Source organism: Kordia sp. E (assembly GCF_056033805.1).
On the sequence record NZ_JBRASR010000003.1, the window covers coordinates 1,360,318 to 1,381,085 of the forward strand.

At 31.7% G+C, this 20,768-nt stretch carries 18 protein-coding genes; 7 read left to right on the forward strand and 11 right to left on the reverse strand.

Going from position 1 to position 20,768, the window contains the following annotated elements; genetic code table 11:
- Window positions 1–255 precede the first annotated feature (255 nt).
- The 7 genes from ACUUYC_RS18865 to ACUUYC_RS18895 form a co-directional block, all read right to left on the reverse strand.
- The gene (locus tag ACUUYC_RS18865; RefSeq protein ID WP_474268293.1) at window positions 256–813 is read right to left on the reverse strand and encodes a hypothetical protein; all 558 of its coding nucleotides are present in this window, start codon (window positions 811–813) and stop codon (window positions 256–258) included.
- A 288-nt stretch (window positions 814–1,101) separates the two neighbouring features.
- Window positions 1,102–1,260, reverse strand: a complete 159-nt coding sequence (locus ACUUYC_RS18870; RefSeq protein WP_298420947.1) for a hypothetical protein — start codon at window positions 1,258–1,260, stop codon at window positions 1,102–1,104.
- A gap of 341 nt (window positions 1,261–1,601) precedes the next feature.
- Complete coding sequence (locus ACUUYC_RS18875) at window positions 1,602–2,456, reverse strand: substrate-binding domain-containing protein (protein WP_474268294.1); 855 nt, start codon at window positions 2,454–2,456, stop codon at window positions 1,602–1,604.
- Between the two features lie 14 nt (window positions 2,457–2,470).
- On the reverse strand, window positions 2,471–3,340 hold the full coding sequence (locus tag ACUUYC_RS18880; RefSeq protein WP_474268295.1) for a nucleoside phosphorylase: 870 nt from the start codon (window positions 3,338–3,340) through the stop codon (window positions 2,471–2,473).
- Window positions 3,333–4,262 carry a DUF1835 domain-containing protein gene (locus ACUUYC_RS18885; protein WP_474268297.1) on the reverse strand — a complete coding sequence of 310 codons (930 nt, stop codon included), beginning with the start codon at window positions 4,260–4,262 and terminating at the stop codon, window positions 3,333–3,335. The genes ACUUYC_RS18880 and ACUUYC_RS18885 overlap by 8 nt, the downstream gene beginning before the upstream one ends.
- Window positions 4,263–4,613 carry a translation initiation factor gene (locus ACUUYC_RS18890; protein ID WP_474268300.1) on the reverse strand — a complete coding sequence of 117 codons (351 nt, stop codon included), beginning with the start codon at window positions 4,611–4,613 and terminating at the stop codon, window positions 4,263–4,265.
- Window positions 4,614–4,794: 181 nt separating this feature from the next.
- Window positions 4,795–5,745, reverse strand: a complete 951-nt coding sequence (locus ACUUYC_RS18895) for an isopenicillin N synthase family dioxygenase (RefSeq protein ID WP_474268302.1) — start codon at window positions 5,743–5,745, stop codon at window positions 4,795–4,797.
- 346 nt (window positions 5,746–6,091) lie between these two features.
- On the opposite strand from ACUUYC_RS18895, the gene ACUUYC_RS18900 reads away from it, so the two are divergent.
- Both ACUUYC_RS18900 and ACUUYC_RS18905 read left to right on the forward strand, forming a co-directional pair.
- A complete protein-coding gene (locus ACUUYC_RS18900) occupies window positions 6,092–8,068 on the forward strand; it encodes an alpha-ketoacid dehydrogenase subunit alpha/beta (RefSeq protein WP_474268520.1) in 1,977 nt (658 codons plus the stop codon).
- An 80-nt stretch (window positions 8,069–8,148) separates the two neighbouring features.
- Window positions 8,149–9,465: an alpha/beta fold hydrolase gene (locus tag ACUUYC_RS18905; RefSeq protein WP_474268304.1), complete on the forward strand. Its 1,317-nt coding sequence runs from the start codon at window positions 8,149–8,151 to the stop codon at window positions 9,463–9,465.
- Between the two features lie 71 nt (window positions 9,466–9,536).
- On the opposite strand, the gene ACUUYC_RS18910 is transcribed toward ACUUYC_RS18905, so the two are convergent.
- Together ACUUYC_RS18910 and ACUUYC_RS18915 are read right to left on the reverse strand one after the other, a co-directional pair.
- The gene (locus tag ACUUYC_RS18910; RefSeq protein WP_474268306.1) at window positions 9,537–9,917 is read right to left on the reverse strand and encodes a hypothetical protein; all 381 of its coding nucleotides are present in this window, start codon (window positions 9,915–9,917) and stop codon (window positions 9,537–9,539) included.
- Window positions 9,918–9,943: 26 nt separating this feature from the next.
- Complete coding sequence (locus ACUUYC_RS18915; RefSeq protein ID WP_474268309.1) at window positions 9,944–12,448, reverse strand: T9SS type A sorting domain-containing protein; 2,505 nt, start codon at window positions 12,446–12,448, stop codon at window positions 9,944–9,946.
- Between the two features lie 239 nt (window positions 12,449–12,687).
- On the opposite strand from ACUUYC_RS18915, the gene ACUUYC_RS18920 reads away from it, so the two are divergent.
- The 4 genes from ACUUYC_RS18920 (at window position 12,688) to ACUUYC_RS18935 (ending at window position 17,142) form a co-directional block, all read left to right on the forward strand.
- Window positions 12,688–13,323, forward strand: coding sequence for a peroxiredoxin-like family protein (locus tag ACUUYC_RS18920; protein ID WP_474268310.1), 636 nt, complete (start codon window positions 12,688–12,690; stop codon window positions 13,321–13,323).
- Window positions 13,324–13,446: 123 nt separating this feature from the next.
- Window positions 13,447–14,187 carry a LytTR family transcriptional regulator DNA-binding domain-containing protein gene (locus ACUUYC_RS18925; protein WP_474268312.1) on the forward strand — a complete coding sequence of 247 codons (741 nt, stop codon included), beginning with the start codon at window positions 13,447–13,449 and terminating at the stop codon, window positions 14,185–14,187.
- A 146-nt stretch (window positions 14,188–14,333) separates the two neighbouring features.
- Window positions 14,334–16,409: a DUF2306 domain-containing protein gene (locus tag ACUUYC_RS18930; RefSeq protein ID WP_474268314.1), complete on the forward strand. Its 2,076-nt coding sequence runs from the start codon at window positions 14,334–14,336 to the stop codon at window positions 16,407–16,409.
- 70 nt (window positions 16,410–16,479) lie between these two features.
- Window positions 16,480–17,142, forward strand: a complete 663-nt coding sequence (locus ACUUYC_RS18935) for a DUF4386 domain-containing protein (protein WP_474268315.1) — start codon at window positions 16,480–16,482, stop codon at window positions 17,140–17,142.
- Between the two features lie 68 nt (window positions 17,143–17,210).
- Here the strand turns inward: ACUUYC_RS18935 and ACUUYC_RS18940 are convergent, their stop codons facing one another.
- A complete protein-coding gene (locus ACUUYC_RS18940; RefSeq protein ID WP_474268317.1) occupies window positions 17,211–18,320 on the reverse strand; it encodes an acyltransferase family protein in 1,110 nt (369 codons plus the stop codon).
- Between the two features lie 221 nt (window positions 18,321–18,541).
- Window positions 18,542–19,408 carry a LytR/AlgR family response regulator transcription factor gene (locus tag ACUUYC_RS18945; protein WP_474268319.1) on the reverse strand — a complete coding sequence of 289 codons (867 nt, stop codon included), beginning with the start codon at window positions 19,406–19,408 and terminating at the stop codon, window positions 18,542–18,544.
- A gap of 179 nt (window positions 19,409–19,587) precedes the next feature.
- Here ACUUYC_RS18945 and ACUUYC_RS18950 point away from each other — a divergent pair, with 179 nt between their 5' ends.
- On the forward strand, window positions 19,588–20,745 hold the full coding sequence (locus ACUUYC_RS18950; RefSeq protein ID WP_474268321.1) for an endonuclease/exonuclease/phosphatase family protein: 1,158 nt from the start codon (window positions 19,588–19,590) through the stop codon (window positions 20,743–20,745).
- Window positions 20,746–20,768: the final 23 nt, after the last annotated feature.

The following is a 20,768-nucleotide window of genomic DNA, read 5'->3' on the forward strand; positions in this document are numbered from 1 at the left end:
TTTGTGGTTTACATGGTTCGGTTATTCCGCCTCTAATATACTGTTTTTATAGTTTTTAGAGCAATCTAAAGTTAGTAAACTAACTTTTTGACTGAGTGAACGTTGTATTTGAATGAGATTGAGTATCCAAATTAAAGTAAATATAGTGTTAAATAGCTAATATTTAAGTTATTGAATACTATTTTTTAGATTTCTAAGGATCTCTTGAAGTTGATTTGTTGTAGAAGTTTACACGAAATGATGTTTCAAATTTTATTAGAATTGCTTTAGTACATATTCAATTGTTATATATTTTTTATCAATTCCGTATTTTTTGTTAGCTATATCTTTATCCATACCAATAACTGTATACTTTTTATAATCAATTTTTTGTAAAACCCGATTTGCATTGTATTTAGTAATCTTTTTCTTCTTTCCATCTAAGATTATATAAAACTTTAGCTTTTCTCGTTTATTATTTGATTCTAGGTATTTTGCTTCGTAAAAAACTTCTCCCGTTTTTAGCAGAACTATACTATCTAAATTTATTTTTACTTCTGAATCATATAAATCAGTAGCAAGGCTAAAAAGACCTTTTTTGGATATGTCTGTTTTCTTAGCTGTTTTTAGTAAACTATCTTTTTGTGTGTAACTGATTGTGTTTGAGTTTCCAAAACAACCTCTAAACTCGTTGTATCTTAATATTGAATCATTTACGATAACAATGCTTTTCCTTGTAGTGTTTTGTGAGTAATAAGTTGGTTTTTTTACACTACATGAATAGATGCAAATTATTATTAAATTAATAAAAAACCATTTTTTATTTGTTTTCATGATTATTCTCGACTTACATGAAACGAAAGTAACTTTTAATGATTTTCTGGAAAAAGCAAAACTAGTGAGCTAGCTTTTTGTGTGAGTGAATGTTGTATTTGAGTGAGATTGAGTATTAAATTAGAGTATGTGTAGTGTAAGTATTCGGTAATTTGACTTTTATTGCAGGATTGTCTAGCTTATAAAAGCATTTCTAATTACAAATTAGTTGTAGAAATAGTATGAAACAAAAAAGGTTGCAACATTAAATGCTACAACCTAAAAGTATATATATTTGGATAGTTTTTCTTAGTAAACTTCTACACAAGAAGCGTCTTCAGCTGTCATGATGTAGTTTTCTTTAGCGTCATCTGTATCTGCAAAGTTAACACCTTTTCCCATACAGTTAGATCCACAAGATGCTAATAATAACCCTGCTGCTGCGATTAATAATAATGATTTTTTCATAATGATAGTAGTTGTAATGTTAATAATCTGATAAATTTGGTTTGTTTAAGCCTGAAAGTAATGTTTTGCCCTTATTACTTTCTGAAAACAAATGTATAGCGTCGACCATTAATCGAGACATTTAATCGTTTACCCGTTTAAATTATCGTTAAGTTACACAAAAACGCTCTTTTTTGTCGATTCGCAGAGGTAAAAGAACCATTCGTCGACACTTTCCCCCTTTTAAAAAGGGGAAAAAGCCCCTAAGAAAACAGGTATTTGTACGTAGACTGTTACAATGTGAAGTGTAATTTATTAATATTATACCATGAAAAAAGCGAACAAAATTGCTCGCTTTTAATTTATAATATCTTGTGAGTTAGATCTTTATAATCCCATTTTTCAGGTATAATATCTAAGCTAAGTAGCTTATCTTGTACTTTATTAATGGTTTCTTCATCGATTAGTTCTTGACTCCATTCGGTCAACGATAACCATTTTTGAACATCGTTCAACTGTTGTTCGTATCGAGAAGCTATTGTTTCATCAATATTTGGAATTTGTTTGAAATCGGTTGTCATTTCATTGATGATACGTAATATTGTTTTAACAGTTTCTTCATCTTCTTCTAATAATTCATTTCGAACTGCAATTACAAAACACGGCCAAGGTGTTGGACAATCAGCAACACGTCTAAAAATCCCTTGATCTACCAAAGGTTTAGTCGTAAAATGTTCCCACATAAAATAGTCGCCTTTTCCTTTATTTAAACCATTAATTGCGCCTTCTAAATTATTTATAATTTCAAAACCTAATTTTTCAGTATCCCAACTATTGTTTTCCGCATTTATATATGCCATTAAGTGTGAACCAGATCCATAACGACTGATAGCTGCTTTAGTGCCTTCTAAGTCATCAATTGTTTCATAGTTAGAATCTGCAGCTACATGAATTCCCCAAATTAAAGGTGATTGCACAAACGTTTGTACAATTTTTGAAGGATTTCCTGCAATGATATCTTTAATGATTCCTTCCGTAAGGATCACAGCAATATCAATTTTTTCATTTCGAAGTGCCTTACACATAGCACCAGTTCCGCCAGGATAATCTTTCCAGCGAAGATTGATTCCTTCTTTCTCGTATGCACGTTCTTTAAGTGTTAGATACCAAGCAAGATTGAAGTGCTCAGGAACTCCACCAATATTTATTTTCTTCATTTGAGGCTCTTGTATTATACTAATTTACCCAACGTATATTGAATCAATTTATCTACGGTTTCTTTAGGTGTTTTACTAAATTGACCTAAAGGTCTGTTTGCAATGATTGCGTTCATAGAAATTGCTCTATGACCAAGTAAACTTGCCAAACCGTATATTCCAGCAGTTTCCATTTCTAAATTTGTAAGTTGTTTTCCTTCGTAATTGAAAGAAGCCAATTTATCATTTAAATCATCATCTTGAACATTTAAGCGTATTTTACGACTTTGTGGACCATAAAACCCAACATTTGTCGCCGTAAAACCTAGCACAGTTTTTTCAGACGCTAGTTGGTCGACTAATTCTTTATTTGCTTTCACTACATATGGCATTGATTTTTTTGCAAACCAATCCGCGTGTTTTACAAATGCTTCTGCAATCGCAGTATTTTGCACATGTTCACTTTCATAGAAATGTAATAAACTATCAAATCCTACAGCATAATCACTGATTAAAAAGGCATCAACAGGAATATTTTCTTGAATAGAACCTGAAGTTCCAATACGAATAATGTCTAGTTGTTGATGTGCATCTTTTACTTGTCGTGTGTTGAAATCTACGTTCACTAGCGCATCCAACTCATTGAAAACTATATCAATATTATCAGTTCCAATTCCTGTAGAAATTACTGTAATTCGTTTTCCTTTGTAGGTTCCGGTATGTGTGACAAATTCACGTTTTCCTTTTTCAACTTCAATCGTATCAAAGTATTTACTTACTGAAGAAACTCTGTCGGGATCACCAACAGTTATAATGGTTGAAGCTATATCTTCGGGAAGAATATTTAAATGATATATACTTCCATCTGGATTTAGAATCAATTCCGATTCGGCTATTTTACTCATGCTTTGTTAGTATTTGTTGTGTAGGATGATAGCAATATTCATACTTTTTGCAATTACCAAAAATGGTATCATCTGTTACTTGATCGTAAAAACTTTTGATATGATCAAGCGCTAAATGTCCTTGTCTATTAAGGACTAATTCCTTTTTTCCTACATCAAAAAAGGATGCTAATTTATGAATTATATTTTTTATTTGTAAATCACCAAAGCCATAATATCCTTGATATTGCAAGACATATCCTGTGAGATGATGTGTGCTTTTTATATTTTCTTTTTGAATTATTTTCAGAATGTTTGTTTCTAAAATGTTTAATCCATTTGTTACATCTGGAAAACGCTTTAAATGTGCTGATATACAGTTTGATATGTATGGAAAGGAAGATGATTCTTTGACGTAGTTTTTAAATACAATATGATTGTCCGTATTATATATTCGCCATAATTCGTTAGCAAATATGATATCATCTTTTGTGAGTTCAATTTTATTATTATAGTGTTCTAGTAGCTGTTTGTCAGTTAGTTCTCCTAATCCTTTTAAAAGAGTTTCGTTTTCAATCCAGCCGCTGCATACTAAATGTATTGGTATGTTAAGTTTTTTTGTTTTTAAATAGCTTAATGCAGCAATCATATTTATATGACAAAATAAATCATATTCAAACCATAATGTAATAGAAGTATATGCTGCGTAATTGGTTTCTAGTAAAGGTTTAAGAAATGATTCTGTATATGTGCTTTCAGTAGCGTCAAACTGTGCTAAATAGGAGACACGTGCCGTTTTGAAATCATCTGAAGCCAAATCAAACACTGTATTTCCTTCACATAGCATTTCACGCCAAACTAATTGATCTTCTTTAATTCCAATATCGTGCAATCGTGATACTAAACTATCACCATTTATTATATGTAAATTTTTCTGAGCCATTTATCCACCAACACGTTTTACATTGTATCCTTCTTTTTCTAGAATTTGAATAATCTTATCTCTATAATTCCCTTGAATAATGATTTCATTGTCTTTAGTGCTTCCACCAACACCACATTTTACTTTGAGAAGTTTGGCAAGTGCTTTTAAATCTTCTTCCAATCCTACAAAACCTTTCACAACAGTTACAATTTTTCCACCACGACCTTTGTTACTAAAGTGCGCTTCTAAGTTTTGTTCTTTTTTGGAAAGTGTTTCGTCTACACTATTATTTTCAAGTTCAAAATCATCATTTGTAGAGAATACAAATCCTCCTAAATCTTCTAAACTACTTAGTTTTTTCTTTGCCATTGTATGCTAATACTTGTAATTAATTCCTTTAAATTAAAGATACACATTTTATGCGATGAGAAGTGTCAAAGTGCATGCTTTCTCAATTAAAAGTAATCTTTTTCAAAAAAAGAACACTAACAGCAATAGCCATTAGTGTTGTGTATATTTTTGGAATGTTTACTTATGATTCCTTTTTTTCTTATTTCTTGACCAATCCTAATTCGATCAATCGTTCATTTAAAAATTGTCCGGCAGTAATATCATCAAACTTCTTAGGATTGTTTTCATCAATACAATTATCTAAGCAATCTAACGGCATTTCACTAATTGGATGCATAAAGAAAGGAATAGAGTAGCGTGAACTTCCCCAAAGTTCTCTTGGTGGATTTACAACTCTGTGAATTGTAGATTTTAATTTGTTATTACTATGACGCGATAACATATCTCCAACATTAATAACCAATTCGTCTGGCTCAGCAATTGCGTCTAACCATTCACCATCATGACGTTGTACTTGCAATCCTTTTCCATGAGATCCCATTAATAAGGTAATCAGGTTGATATCTCCATGTGCTGCTGCACGAACGGCATCTTTTGGTTCGCTAGTAATTGGTGGATAGTGAATTGGGCGTAAAATACTGTTTCCATTTTTGATGAAATTATCAAAGTAAAACTCATCTAAACCTAAATATAGCGCTAAAGCTCTTAATACATAAATACCTGTTTTTTCAAGCATTTGATATGTTTCTTTACCAACTTTATTAAATTCGGGTAATTCTTTAACCGTTACATTATCTGGATATTCTTCTTTTAAAGCATCATTGTCTTCAACATATTGTCCAAAATGCCAGAATTCTTTTAAGTCTCCAACTTTACGACCTTTGGCACTTTCTTTTCCAAATGATACATATCCACGTTGTCCGCCAATACCTTCAATTTCGTAACTGCTTTTTGTTTCTACTGGTAATGAGAAGAAATTTTTGATTTCTCCATACAAATCATCCACCAATTTGTCACTTAAAAAATGTCCTTTTAAAGCAACAAAGCCAATGTCTTCATAGGCTTTTCCTATTTCGTCAATAAATTTTTGTTTTCTAGTAGGATCATCAGATAAAAAATCTTGAAGATTTACACTTGGAATATTTTTCATGTGTTTGTATATGTTATTTTTTTAATGGTCACATGCTATTTGCTATTAATTATTTCCTAAGATGATAACGTTTTAAGTATGCTCGTTTCATGCAATTCAGGTTTAATTTTTACAAAACATATGGTCTATTGATCTTGTATAGAGATTCCAATAAAACCAATTGTTAATAACTTTATAGCGTTTAAGCACTTGTTGTTACAAATGTAGCTAAAAATATACTGTCCAAAAAAGAGAGTTATTAACAATTTCAAAAATTCTTAAAATGTATTTTGATGAACCGTTTTTTTTGGTGATTTTTGAATATCTAATTAATGGCGATCATAAAAAGCCAACCAGACACAAATTCATGTTATACAATAAAGGAAGTTTGACCAACAATACGTTGATTTCACTATATAAAAAAATGCTCAAACCACGAATGATAGAAGAGAAGATGTTAATTCTTCTTCGTCAAGGGAAAATCTCTAAATGGTTTGGCGGAATTGGCCAAGAGGCGATTGCTGTTGGTGTTACTTCATCACTTACCAAAGACGAGTATATATTGCCAATGCACCGTAATTTGGGTGTTTTTACAACACGTGAAATTCCTTTGTTTCGCTTGTTTTCACAATGGCAAGGAAAAGCAAATGGGTTTACAAAAGGACGTGATCGTAGTTTTCACTTTGGTACACAAGAATTTAATATTGTTGGTATGATTTCACATTTAGGTCCGCAAATGGGTGTTGCAAGTGGAATCGCATTAGCAAATAAATTAAAGGATAATAAACACGCATGTGCAGTTTTTACTGGAGAAGGAGGAACTAGTGAAGGAGATTTCCATGAAGCGTTAAATGTAGCTTCTGTATGGAGTTTACCAGTATTATTCTGTATAGAAAATAACGGTTACGGACTTTCTACGCCAACTTCTGAGCAGTATAATTGCGAGCATTTAGCTGATAGAGCGAAAGGTTACGGAATGGAATCGCATATTATTGATGGAAATAATATTTTAGAAGTGTATACAAAGCTATCTGAATTAGCAGAAAGCATCAGACAAAACCCAAGACCAATTTTGCTAGAGTTTAAAACCTTTAGAATGCGTGGACATGAAGAGGCGAGTGGTACAAAATATGTTCCGAAGGAATTAATGGAAGAATGGGCAGCGAAAGATCCAATTGATAATTATCGTAACTTTTTAACTTCAGAAGGTATTTTAACTGCTGAACAAGATGAAGCATTTAGAACCGAAATTACAGCAGAAATCAATGAAAATTTAAAGCTAGCTTTTGATGAAGAGAAAATATCTTCAACTAAAAGTAAAGAATTAAGTGATGTATTTCAAGATGCAGTATTTGAGGAAGTTGCGGAAAATGAATCATCTGAAAACATTCGACTTGTAGATGCAATTTCGCAAGGGTTAAAACAATCTATGGAGCGCCATGATGATTTAATTATCATGGGACAAGATATTGCAGAATATGGAGGTGTTTTTAAAATTACGGATAAGTTTGTAGATCAATTTGGAAGAGAGCGTGTGCGCAATACACCAATTTGTGAATCTGCTATTGTTTCAATGGCATATGGTATTTCTGTAAATGGAATGAAATCTGTAATGGAAATGCAATTTGCTGATTTTGTTTCAAGTGGATTCAATCCGATTGTAAATTTATTAGCAAAATCACATTATCGCTGGAATCAAAATGCTGATGTTGTAGTACGAATGCCTTGTGGAGCAGGTGTTGGCGCAGGACCTTTCCATTCACAAACCAATGAAGCTTGGTTTACGAAAACACCAGGTTTAAAAGTGATATATCCTGCATTTCCAAAAGATGCAAAAGGTTTGTTAGCTGCTGCGATAAATGATCCAAATCCTGTACTATTCTTTGAACACAAAGCATTGTATAGAAGTGTACGTCAAGATGTACCAACAGATTATTACACATTGCCTTTAGGAAAAGCTTCCTTATTAAAAGAAGGAACTGACATTACTATTATTGCCTATGGAGCTGCTGTACATTGGGCATTGGACACATTAGGTAATAATCCTGATATTTCGGCTGATTTGATCGATTTGCGTTCATTACAACCGTTAGACACAGAAGCTATTTACAATTCAGTAAAGAAAACTGGAAAAGCGATTATTTTACAAGAAGATTCATTGTTTGGAAGTATTTCAAGTGATATTTCGGCAATGATTATGGAAAACTGTTTTGAATACCTTGATGCACCTGTAAAGCGTTTGGCAAGTATGGAAACACCAATTCCGTTTGATCAAGGCTTAGAACAGCAATATTTAGCTAAAAACGAGTTTGAAGATGTATTGAAAGAAGTGTTGGCGTATTAGACAGGGTACTTTTTTAGGTTTTTTAGACTCGCTTTAATTTATCGAAATTCTGATTGATCAATCAAATTAAAAATAATAAAATGCAACATATTTTTACCAAACTCATCATATTATTCTGCTTTGTTTCTTCTTGTGTAAATGCTCAAGAATTAAAATCTGAATACTTCACTTATATTACTCAAGTTGCGGATGTTTCAGCTCATGAAAATAAAACTTATAAATTATCTGCTAGCATAAGAAAGGAAGTTTTCAACGGAAATGAAAAGGCATATTTATTTATGAATTTAACCGATACTTCCAAGGAAGATGGAATGTTGCAATATAAAACTACTCACAAGCAACTCATTAGTGAAGATTGGAAAATATTTATGATAGAAGGTAAGGTGAAACCGAATGCGAAAATTTTTGCATTCGGTTTCATGTGCATGAATAATGGGAAATTTTTCTTTGACAATTTTAAATTAGAAGTTCAAAATGAAGATGAAAGTTGGGAACAGCTACCACTTAAAAACCCTGATTTTGAAGAAGGTTATAAAAATAAAGAACCAATATGGGAAAATAAAGCTTATCTACTTAATAAGAACTTTACAGCAACTATAACAAACGAAAATCCAAGTAATGGTAACTATTGTCTTGTTGTTGAAGGAAAAGGTATTTATGGACAAAATGATGACAAAGGTGATTTTATTAATATAAATGGAGTAAGTCTTTATTATGAAATTTATGGAGAAGGAAAACCGCTGTTGTTACTGCATGGAGCAGGACAGTCTATAAGTGCATTTCAGAGTCAAATAGATTTCTTTTCTAAACATTATAAAGTAATAGCGCTTGATAGTAGAGGTAGAGGTCGTTCAACAGACAATGATGATGAGCTAACATATGTAAATCAAGCAAAAGATGTAAACGACTTTTTAGATAAATTAAAGTTAGATGCTGTATCTATTATTGGTTGGAGTGATGGGGGAATTATAGGATTAATTGTAGCAATGAAGTATCCTGAAAAAGTTGATAAACTAGTAGCTATGGCAGCAAATATTCATCCAAATGGTTTATTGCCTGAACGATTGAAAGTTCATTTAAAAAGAATAGAAAAACTTGAAATGGATACGGAAATTAAAAATACTTTTGATTATAAACTCTTGAAACAACTTGTAAATTACCCACAGTTAGAATTTGATGACCTCAAAAGTATTACTTCACCAACATTGATTATGGCTGGTGATCATGATTTGATACAGGACATACACACAGTAAAAATATTTCAGGCCATTCCTAAAGCAAACCTTGCCATATTACCAGGTGAAACGCATTGGCTTCCTGAAGCGAACTCAAAACTGTTCAATACTACTGTCTTTGATTTTTTACAAAAAAAATTTAAAAAGCCAAAGCGATATTGAAAATAGAAACAAAAACCCCTGACATCGCCCTTAACGCCAGGGTTTCACAAAGTAGTATAACTAGTAGTAAATCATCTCCGTGTCACAGTTTCTTCTTTAAATGTTGTAATCGTTAATTCAGCATTCTTTTCGTTTGCTTTATAGTATATAACCGCTTTTTCATCAGTAATTGCGTTATCTTCTGTAACTGTATAGTTTTCATCATTTAAGGAAGCACTAAGCTTGTAATTCTTATCATTTTTACTTTTAGTAAGCAAATGATTTACTTTATAACGTTTCGCATTATCATAAATAAAAACGCTATCGACACGAAGGTCGACAGCGTTTAACAGTGTTATCTCAAAAAGATAGTTAGTGTACGGTTTAGCTGTATGTATGCCTTGTACAATGGTTTGCTTTTTAGAAGAAATTAGCTTTATCCCTTCATCACACGCCATTATATTGAGTGTCAATACGCATAATATTAAAAACCGCTTCATTAATTAACAACAATTTTCTTTGTAATACTTTTTCCTTCATTAATGATTTTTACTAAGTATAAACCTTTAGCGAAACCATTTAAATTTACTTTCTCTTCGTTAGCAGTAGTGTTGATTTCTGTTACAACTGAACCTATTAGATTATAAATTATAATGTTTTTATTTCCAGATAGATTATTCAATGAAATAGTAAAGTTTTTATCTACTGTAGGATTTGGATATACTTGTACTGAGTTTTGTGGCAATTGATTTTCTCCAACTGATAAAGAAGCTTCATCAACGGCAACTTCCCAAACGCCTCTACCAAAAGTTGCAGCACGTAACATATTAGTTCCGTAATGGATTTCAATGTCATTTACTATTACATTTGGTAATCCTTGTCCAAGTTTAACCCAGTCTCCCTGAGAATCAGTTCTGTAGTACACACCTAAGTCTGTAGCTAAGAATAGTTCTCCATCCATAGTTCCTGTTTTATATAAGATTTTATGTGTCGGGATATTTGGTAATGAGCCAGTAATATTAGTCCAAGAGAATCCACTATTTGTAGATCTATATACTTTTCCTGCCTGATACCCAGAATATGCAATATATACTTCTCCAGGGTTTGTAGGATGTACTTCTATACTTTTTACATTTCCTCCTTGTGGTAAATTAAGTGTTACCCAATTAGCGCCTCCATTGTCCGTTCTTTTCACAGTTCCACCTTGTCCAGATACATAAATTACATTTGGATTTGAAGGTGAAATTGACATAAACTCTATTGAACCAACTCCAGAGTTTAGGTTTGTCCAGCTATTACCTTGATTTGTTGATCTATAAATATCTCCAAAACCTCCATAAATTGTTGTTGGAACAGTTGGATGAATTTCTAATTCCCATACAAAAGGAGCTCCATTTGGTGTAGCAATAAATTGTGAAGAAGTAAATCCGTTTGTAGTTCTAAACATTCTTCCTGCCTGACTACATGTCCACGCGATATCACTATTAGAATAATCCCATAAACCTTCAACTCCGTCACTACCTGGATTTCTTCCTATCCAATTAGCTCCATCGTATTGTCCTATATCGTTGTCTTGCGCTCCCGCAATTAATAAGTTTGCATTTTGTGGTGTTCCAGAAATATTATAGTATTGTGTAATAGCAATTCCTGAAGATACATCTGCCCAAGGAGCATCAAACTGAGCATTCCCCATAAAGATTCCTCCATCATTTACTGAGATAGCCGTGTTAGTTCCAGGAACGAATTTCATATCATGATGATCTGAATGCACATAGAAATAAGGATTTCCTGCTGTCCAATATCCATCTAAATATTTTTCCCAAGTAGCGCCACCATCAGTAGAACGCCATCCGTCAACTCCACCAGCTAAAACTAAGTTTTCATTTAATGGCGAAATTGCTAAGGTTACGTTATATCCACCTTGAGAGCTAAATCCTCCAATATTTCCAATTTGTGTCCAAGTACTTCCTTGATCTGTAGATCTACGAATTCTTCCGCCAGTATCGATTGATAAAATTAAATCAGTATTTGCAGTAGTTGTAGCAAAATCTAATCTGCTAAAAGCTGGTCTTGAAGCTTCTGCCCAAGTAGTTCCATTATTAATAGAAATATAAAAGCGTCCGCTTCTAGAAGTTGCATATAAGATAGTATTACTTCCTTCTTTATAACCTATATCATTAAATAGTGCTCCGTTTTCAGTATATACATCTGCCCAAGTTGTTCCTCCATCAGTAGTACGTTTTATATTGTTTCGCGTAGTAGCAAAAACAGTATTTACATTATTTGGGTCGATTAATAATTTTGAAATGATATCATTTTGTCCTAATGTAAAAGATAAACCAGTAATTGCCCAGTTAGTTCCACCATCAGTAGTTTTTAAAACTCCAACAGATCTATTTTGTACACCATCAGCATCTCCAGTTGCAGCATATAAAATGTTTGTGTTTGTTGGGTTGATTACAATATCAGAGATTCCCATATTTGGAAATTCATCTCCTTGTGCTGTCCAGTTGGCTCCACCATTTGTAGTTTTCCAAATTCCTCCGGCTGGCGCTCCAATATACATTGTATTCGTATCATTTCCTGCGAAAGCGACTGCATTAATACGTCCCATTCCTGGGTAAAATCCAATATTTGAAACTGGTGGCGTTATTGGTCCTAAAAGTGACCAAGCTACATCAGCTACTGTTTCAGGACGATCACCTTGTCGTTGTTGTTCTCTTTGCCAAACATCAACATTGTGTGAAGCAGACATAAACTTACCATTTGGTAATATACGATCTCTCCAAAAAGCTGCCCAACGTTCAAATTGTTTTACTTTTTTTCTACTTTCTCTGTCTGTATTATTTCTAATAGGAGCTAGTGCTTGATTTTCTGCTTCAACAATTTCAAAATAGTTACTGTTTTCATCAAGTGTAGAAGTTCGCCAATTTTGTCCTTGTACTAGCGAAGAAAATCCTAATGCTAAGATACCCGTTAGCGTTAAACATAGTTTTCTTTTCATGTGAATGTTTTAGTTTTTTAGTTTTAGCAATTTCTTAGGAGTTAAACAGCTTATTTTCAAAAAACCCTACTTTATTTCTTGAAATTTAATTGAATCTGTAATTTATTGTGACTTTTATAGAGAATTCTATACCATAGTTTTGATGCTTATAGATTTACTAGCATGCTGATTTTAAAATATTTCTATTTTTTTGTAATGTTTCTGAACTATTTCTGTCTAAAACCTACATAAAATAGATTATGAGTTTAACAGCACGATTAAAAGAATTTGCAGACGCAAGCGTAAAGCGTCATCCAGGGATTGCACAAGAAACCATGAAAAAGGCTATTGATGATTTGGTTGCAACAGAAATGATTAAAAACGCTTTTAAAACAGGAGATAAACTTCCTGAAGTTATCTTGGGAAATGCTTTAGGTAATGAAGTAAACATCCATGATATTTTAAAAGAGCATAAAGTAATTATTGCGTTTTATCGTGGAAATTGGTGTCCATATTGTAATATTCAATTACGGGCATTGCAACAAGCCGTTCCACAGTTTGAAGCAAAAGGAGCAAAACTTGTAGTTATTGGGCCTGAAACGCCAGATAATTCATTAACAACAAAGGGAAAAAACGAATTAACTTTTGAAGTGTTATCTGATATTGATATGATTGTTGCACGTAGCTTGAATTTAGTATATCAGTTGCCAATAGCATTACAAGAATTATATAAAAAATTCGGAATTGATTTAGATACGAATCAAGGGAATGAAAATCAAGAGTTACCAATAGCTGCAACTTATGTGGTGGAACAAGATGGAACGATTTCGTATCACTTTTTAGAAGAAGACTATAAACTTAGAGCTGATCCAGAAGAGATTCTTAATGTGCTTTAAAAATTATTATAATTAGCTAACAAAAGACCGTTTTTACGGTCTTTTGTATTTTATAGTTGTTTAATAAGTGTAACAAATTAAAAAAATGAATGTCTATTTTGAGAACATTGTTATTTTTGTTGCATGAAAAAGCTAAATCCATCTATAAAACATCATTTACTCATAGGCGTATTTATGAGTGTTTGGATTTTCTTATTTGCTTTTTTTATACGCCCATTTGAACATGGGAGAATGGATTTACAAGTATGGATTAAAGTAAGTATAGGCTTTAGTTTGACAGCATTTTTATGTTATGGATTGATTAGTATTCTTCAAAAGATTATATATCAAAAAATATCAAAATGGAGTATAGGACTAGAAATACTAATTCTTGTCTTTTTTTATGTTTTATATACTTTGGGTACCTATTTTTATTATAAAAGTTCAATTATAAAAGGAGTTTATGGTTTTTTTAGATTTTTCACAGAAATCATATTAATAGCATCTTTAATTCTAACACCTATATTAATTTTAGTTCGGAAGTATTCTATAAAATTAATTCCAACAACAAGTGATGCTCTTACCATTAAAGGAGATAATAAATTAGACATTTTAAAAATTAAGAAGTCAGAGTTAATTGCTGTATCAAATTCGCAAAATTATGTGGAGATTTTCTACCTCGAAAACGGTGAACTTACATCTAAATTAATTCGTAGTTCGTTGAAAAATATTCAAACCAGTTTTGAGTTTTTAATTCAAACGCATCGTTCACATTTAATCAATCCAGAACATTTTAAATCTTGGAAAGATTCGACTACGATTTCACTTACACAAATGGAACTTCCCGTATCAAAAAACTACAAAGAGCGCGTTTTAGCTCTTTAATTTTGTACCCAAAAAGCGGTGTTTTATACCAAAATACTACGTTTTCACCTAAAAACTCAGGCTTTATACCTTCACTAGTAAATCATATATAAGAATACTCTTTTGAGATTATTTTTGGAATTCATCAATCTTAAAAATTAATCAAAATGAAAAAATTAGCTTGGCTTATTTTTGTAAGCTGTTGTTTGTTATTTAGCTTTCAACCTGTAAAATACTTTTTGGCAGACGGACCAATTGGGTTATTAAATTCAAAACCTACGGATAGTTACATGTATATGAGTTCTTTTTATATACATATTATTTTTGGCGGAATCGCATTGTTGATCGGTTGGATGCAATTCAGTAAAAAATTAAGAGAAAAATACCTGAAATTACATCGGACAATCGGTAAAATTTATGTGATTTCCATTTTTATAAGTGGCCCTTTTGCCTTCTATATTGGTTTTTTTGTGTTTGGAGGAATTCTAACTCAAATAGGATTTACACTTGGCGCATTAATTTGGATTCTATTCACATATATGGGTTATAGCGCTATTAGAAAAGGAAATGTAGCGAAACATAAAGAGTATATGATGTATAGTTATGCAGGTACTTTTGCAGCTGTTACGTTACGACTTTGGTTACCAATGTTAATGGCCTTTATGAGTTTTAAAATTGCATATGGAATCGCTGTCTGGCTAAGCTGGATGCCTAATGTTCTTGTAGCATATTTAATTATTCATAAAAGAGAAGCTCTTAAAATCATTTATAAAAAATATAGAATTAAAAAAGTTATAATAGGAATTATGATTTTAGCAGGAACAACCTTTCTAGTTTCTTATATGAGTCCACAAACATGGTTGTACAAAAGTGCTTCGCATGAAGGAGTTGCCTTTGAAAAAACAACATCTTTAGCAAATTCTAGCTTTACTAAAGAAAAATTGAGTGAAATAGAAACGTATCTTAAAGAAGAATCAAATACAACAAGTTTCGTTGTATTAGAACATGGCAAAATTGTCTATGAATATGGAGATATTTCTGAGATTAGTTACAATGCATCTGTTCGAAAAAGTATACTTTCCATGTTATACGGTAAATATGTAATTAACGGAACTATTGACCTAAATCAAACTATTGGAGACATCGGAATTGACGAAGACGATGGATTATTACCAATTGAAAAGACGCCAACTGTTGATCATATCATTACTGCACGATCTGGCGTGTTTCATTTGCCTGCAAATGGTGGTTATGATACAGCTAATGTAAAGGAAAGAGGAAGTGTAGCTCCTGGTGCCTATTTTTTATATAATAATTGGGATTACAATGTTGCTGGGCACATTTTTGAAGAGAAAACTGGAAATACAGTTTATGAAGAATTAGAAACACAACTTGCAATTCCATTAGGTTTTCAAGATTGGAATATTAAAAATCAATTTAGAACGACAAATGAAGATAACTCTCGTTATTCGGCCTATCATATGCATCTTTCTACCAGAGATATGGCAAAAATTGGACAGTTAATGTTGCAAGAAGGAAACTGGAACGGAAAACAACTGATTGATAAAGGTTGGCTAAAAAAGACAATTACAACGGTAACTCCAAAAGATACAATTGCAAAACGATACAACAGAGATGCTTCAAATCCTGTGCATTCATCGTATGGATATATGTGGTGGTTGTATGATCGGTTTTATGACAATCCAGATTTTGAAGGCGCATACTCGGCCAGAGGTGCTTTTGGACAATATATTACTGTAATTCCGAAGCGAGATGTTGTAATCGTACATAAAACTACAATAGATTTAGCAACATTATTAGGTTTTACAGATAGATCATCAACTCCATATTGGCGCTATTTATGGATTTTAAGAAATTTAATGCTCGATGGGAAATCTATAGAAACGTATGCTGCTGGTAAAACAACAAATGATGTCCTAGCATTTATAAAAACAGAACATACCAAAGATTCTGAATATGCAATTTCGGAACGTTTAATTAATGAATACGGGCAATTACTTGCAGAGAAAGGCAAGTATGAAGAAGCAATACAATTTTACAAATTAAATTTAGAATTGTATCCTGAAGGCTATTATACACATCGAACCTATAATTATTATGGCGATTGTTTATTGAATTTAAATAGAAAAAAGGAAGCGCTGCAACTATTTGAAAAAGCCTTAGCATTGAACGAATGGAATGAAGTTGCGAAAAAAGAAATCTCAAAACTGAAAAAGAAATAATATAACTCATTTTATTGTAACGTTTTGGATGTTAACGCGTCACACTGTTCATCAATCAAAAAACAATAAAATGAATTCAAACCAAAAAACGGCAAGAATAATCGGTGTATTATTCTTGCTAATTTTCGCCATTGGCGTTACCATGTACCAATTTTTGCAAAGCCCACTTTTTGCAGATGATTTTTTAACAGCTACTGCTACAAGCTCAAATGAGATTATAATTTCCACCTTGTTAGGTATTATTAGTGGAACATTAACTGTTGTAATTGCTGTACTATTATTACCAATTTTTAAAAAATACAGTATTCGTTTAGCCTTTACATATTTAGCTTTCTGCATACTATATTTTATGGCGTTGTTTGTGGATAATGTCAGCGTATTGTCTCTTTTAGACGTGAGTATAGCATTTGTAGAAAACGGAAGTGTAGATACGGAATCATTTAAACTTATGGGAACGCTGCTTTATGAAAGACACGCATGGACACATTATTTAGCATTGTTAGTATCGTGTTTCCCAGTTTTTATATTATACTATACAATGTATGTTTCTAAGTTAATTCCAAAAGTAATTTCAATAGTTGGAATACTAGCAGCACTATTGATGTTTATAGAGATGGGAAGTACTATTTTTGGACATGGTATTAGTATGAATATGATGCTTCCAATGGCATTAGTGCAATTAATTCTTCCGATTTGGTTATTAGTCAAAGGGTTTAAATTATCTGAAGAATAAATAACTTCAAAAATTATATAAACTAAAAAGCTCAATAAATTTTATTGAGCTTTTTTTATAAACGTATTTTACTTTCGTTTCTTCATTCCAAATAATACTCGTGTAACTGTAAACGGATAAATTAACAGCTTGTATATCAATATAATTGTTGGAAAAGAAGTAGTAAGTAATAGAATGATTTTTACTGGAATATTCACATTGAGTTGAATGATATAATACCCAAAAACCACAATCACCGTTTGATGCAATATGTAAAACGGATAAATAGCTTCATTGAGTTTTTGCACAAGTGTACTCTTTGTATTCAACCAAATTTGTGCATAACCTAATAGCGAAATCACAAATGTCCAACCGACTAAACAACAGACTACATACCAAATATCCCAAAGTGTATTTGTAGTAAAATATGGTAAAAGCCAATCGTGTGGCATCAAGTAATACGTGTAGAAAATAATGGAACTCGCTAGAAATAAAATAGCATTCAGTTTTCGATATTGTTTCAAATGATCCCAAGTGTTTTCTGCGGAAGCGAACAACATTCCAAACACTAAGAAAAATCCAAAATATAACGTAGAAGATAGATTGAAAAGACTTTTACTGTCGCTTGGAAAATATTTTTTGGATATAATTAAGATTAATATTAGTGGAATAACCCCTAAAAACAATCCTAACTTTTTTGAAGTAATTCTTTCTAATAAAGCTATTAATCGATTCGATTTTGATGATTTTAAGAATAAAATGAACGGAATTAACATCATTGACATCCAAAATAGATTATATATAAACCAAAGATGATTGAAGTCAAAATGTCCATTTGTATACACATCAGCATATGAAGTAAAAGAATCTATATTTCCAAAATATATTTGTGGCGGAACAATAACGAGCACACCAAAAAATAAAGGAATTAGCAAACGAATAGAGCGTTCTTTTACAAACTGTAACCAAGTTCTTTTTGAAAAAGCAAAAATGGTTCCTGTTCCAGAAATTAAGAATAATAATTGCAATCGAAATTGCTCAAAGAAAACCATAATATCATCTAATACTTTACTCGATTCAGCGTTCATAATATCAAAATTATCACCATTAAAAGGCATTCCAATGTGATGAAGATATACAGCTATTATAGCGATGACTCGTAACCAATCTAAATCGTACCTGCGTGTTTTTGTTGTCATAATTGTTCGTTTTTTTGATATGACAAACGTATAAAGTAATTTAAAGCAATGCTCTTGAAAGTGACTGTTTACAAGGAAATGTGACGAAATACATACTTCGACAAGCTCAAGTTGATGTCATTCCTGTGCAGACAGGAATCTATTCAAATAAGTAAAATGGATTCCGTAATAAATACGGAATGACAAGTTGAAGTAAAAACAATCACATTGAGATTATTATTTTATGCTATTTTAGAAAAGTATTCATTAAACTCGTTTAACTTAGAACGAGATACAGGCACGGTTTTAGAGTAATTTTTTAAAGACAATTGATATCCTTGTGCATTTCCAACGCAAGCAGTTATTTTATTGAGATTGATTAAGTAGGAGCGATGTGTTTTATAAATATGAGGAAATTCTTGAAGATGGTTTTCTAACTCTTTTAGCGTAATACGAAACAGGCCTTTTTTAACCTCAGAACCATCATAAATATAAATTTCAGTATAATTGCTTTCTACTTTTGCAAATAGAAATTGTCGAATATCTAATTGATGCTTTTCATTTCCAGAAGAAATCTGAATAAGTTGCTTAGTTATTTCTGTAGTTGACGTTTTGAGCTGTAAATTTTCGAGTGATTTACTGTGTTTATATATCAAGCGTTCTAAATTCAATGGAAGCACAATAACTAATAATAAACCACCAACTAATATGGAGTTTCGAATTTCTTCTACAAAATACTGAACTGACCAATTATTTGGATTATCGTAAATTAAATCTCGAATTAGAAAATTTCCGATTCCGGTAATAATAAGAATCAAACACAAGAAAAATAATTCCTTTCCCAATGTCCAACGAGAATCATCTTTTACAGCATAATTTAAGACCATAAAATACACATATGCTATTGATAACGGGAAAAAAGCATGAATCAATAGTATCCACAAATAATCTATTTTGTGTTCATCAACATTTACAACAAACGGATCAAAACTATACGAAAACAGAAAACTTAATATTCCTATAGTAAACAGAAGTGCAAGCAATCGTTTATGATTTCTATATAAAAAAGGATACGGTTCCTTAAGGTATTGTATAATTTTTGGAAGCAAAAGTTTCGGTTTAAAGTATTGCAATTTAAGCTATATATTAAAAACATCACATACTAAAAACAGTATTTACTATAGGATTTTTAACTAACTATTGTAATACTCTACCTAATAAAATAATTTACACATCTCATGGTTTTTTAATTAAATATCTGTAAATTAGGTAAATAAACAATATTATTATGTGGTATAATGACTTAAGACCTGATAGCGAATTGAATAATGATCGATATGCATTGATCATGCTTGATCAAGATGATAATTATAGTCGCTTGATGGATAATGAAGATAAGAAAAGAGTTATTCAGAATATTGAAAGACTCAAAACAGGAATCAAAGAAAAAATACCAAATAAAAAAGTTGATCAAAATTTACTATTGGCTTCTTGGAATATTAAAAATTTTGGAAGGCTACACGACAGAACATCCGAATCATTATACTATATCGCTGAAATTATAAGCGCATTTGATATTATTTCACTACAAGAAATTAACGGTGATCTTTCACATTTCAAAACGGTGATGCGATTACTCGGAAGTGATTGGAAATATACACTGAGTGATGTAACTGAAGGAAGTTCGGGTAACGATGAACGATTTGGCTTTATATACGATTCAAGACGCGTTACACATTCTGGATTATCTGGAGAAATTGTAATTCCACCTGAATTAATATCCAATCAACCTATCATCAAACAACTTAAAAGAACGCCATCATTTACTGGTTTTGAAAGTGGTTGGAAAAAGTTTTCAATTATAAGCGTACATCTACATCCTGGCGATGATAGTAATGATCCTGGTAAGCCAACGGATGAAGAAATTCGAAAAGAAGAAGTAAGGCTTTTAATGGAAATCATAAAAGATAGAGTAGAAGATGCAACAACTGATGAAAATAGAAATATGATTATTTTAGGTGACACAAACCTATATAAAAATGATGATGATATTGTAGAACTGTTTACTGATCAGGGGTTTACTGAATGCGATGGTCTTATCGGAAAATTCACAAATACCAGTCTAAGTCAAATTTATGATCGTATTTTTCTTAGAGTAAGCAAATATTTCAAACTAGTAAAAGATAGCAACGATAAAGAAAACGGCGACGTTTTTAACTTGTTTGATTATGTATATATAAATACACCTGAAGAAATAGCTAAATACCATACATTAATGCTAGAACATAAAGGAAATCCAGATACATTAGATGATGATGAGGCGTTTAAAAAGTATTTTAATAGATATTGGAAAGTCAATCAAGTTAGTGACCACTTACCAGTTTGGCTAGAAATAGAAACAGATAGTAGTGCTAGTTTTTTAAAGAGTAAACTAGCAAAACTTTAAAATTAGTTTACAAATTTCAGTAT

Coding starts and splice junctions, on each gene's coding strand:
- ACUUYC_RS18905 (WP_474268304.1), top strand. CDS start 8,149: ATGCAACATATTTTTACCAAACTCATCATATTATTCTGCTTTGTTTCT.
- ACUUYC_RS18950 (WP_474268321.1), top strand. CDS start 19,588: ATGTGGTATAATGACTTAAGACCTGATAGCGAATTGAATAATGATCGA.
- ACUUYC_RS18930 (WP_474268314.1), top strand. CDS start 14,334: ATGAAAAAATTAGCTTGGCTTATTTTTGTAAGCTGTTGTTTGTTATTT.
- ACUUYC_RS18900 (WP_474268520.1), top strand. CDS start 6,092: ATGTTATACAATAAAGGAAGTTTGACCAACAATACGTTGATTTCACTA.
- ACUUYC_RS18865 (WP_474268293.1), bottom strand. CDS start 813: ATGAAAACAAATAAAAAATGGTTTTTTATTAATTTAATAATAATTTGC.
- ACUUYC_RS18885 (WP_474268297.1), bottom strand. CDS start 4,262: ATGGCTCAGAAAAATTTACATATAATAAATGGTGATAGTTTAGTATCA.
- ACUUYC_RS18880 (WP_474268295.1), bottom strand. CDS start 3,340: ATGAGTAAAATAGCCGAATCGGAATTGATTCTAAATCCAGATGGAAGT.
- ACUUYC_RS18920 (WP_474268310.1), top strand. CDS start 12,688: ATGAGTTTAACAGCACGATTAAAAGAATTTGCAGACGCAAGCGTAAAG.
- ACUUYC_RS18915 (WP_474268309.1), bottom strand. CDS start 12,448: ATGAAAAGAAAACTATGTTTAACGCTAACGGGTATCTTAGCATTAGGA.
- ACUUYC_RS18870 (WP_298420947.1), bottom strand. CDS start 1,260: ATGAAAAAATCATTATTATTAATCGCAGCAGCAGGGTTATTATTAGCA.
- ACUUYC_RS18925 (WP_474268312.1), top strand. CDS start 13,447: ATGAAAAAGCTAAATCCATCTATAAAACATCATTTACTCATAGGCGTA.
- ACUUYC_RS18935 (WP_474268315.1), top strand. CDS start 16,480: ATGAATTCAAACCAAAAAACGGCAAGAATAATCGGTGTATTATTCTTG.
- ACUUYC_RS18875 (WP_474268294.1), bottom strand. CDS start 2,456: ATGAAGAAAATAAATATTGGTGGAGTTCCTGAGCACTTCAATCTTGCT.
- ACUUYC_RS18895 (WP_474268302.1), bottom strand. CDS start 5,745: ATGAAAAATATTCCAAGTGTAAATCTTCAAGATTTTTTATCTGATGAT.
- ACUUYC_RS18940 (WP_474268317.1), bottom strand. CDS start 18,320: ATGACAACAAAAACACGCAGGTACGATTTAGATTGGTTACGAGTCATC.
- ACUUYC_RS18890 (WP_474268300.1), bottom strand. CDS start 4,613: ATGGCAAAGAAAAAACTAAGTAGTTTAGAAGATTTAGGAGGATTTGTA.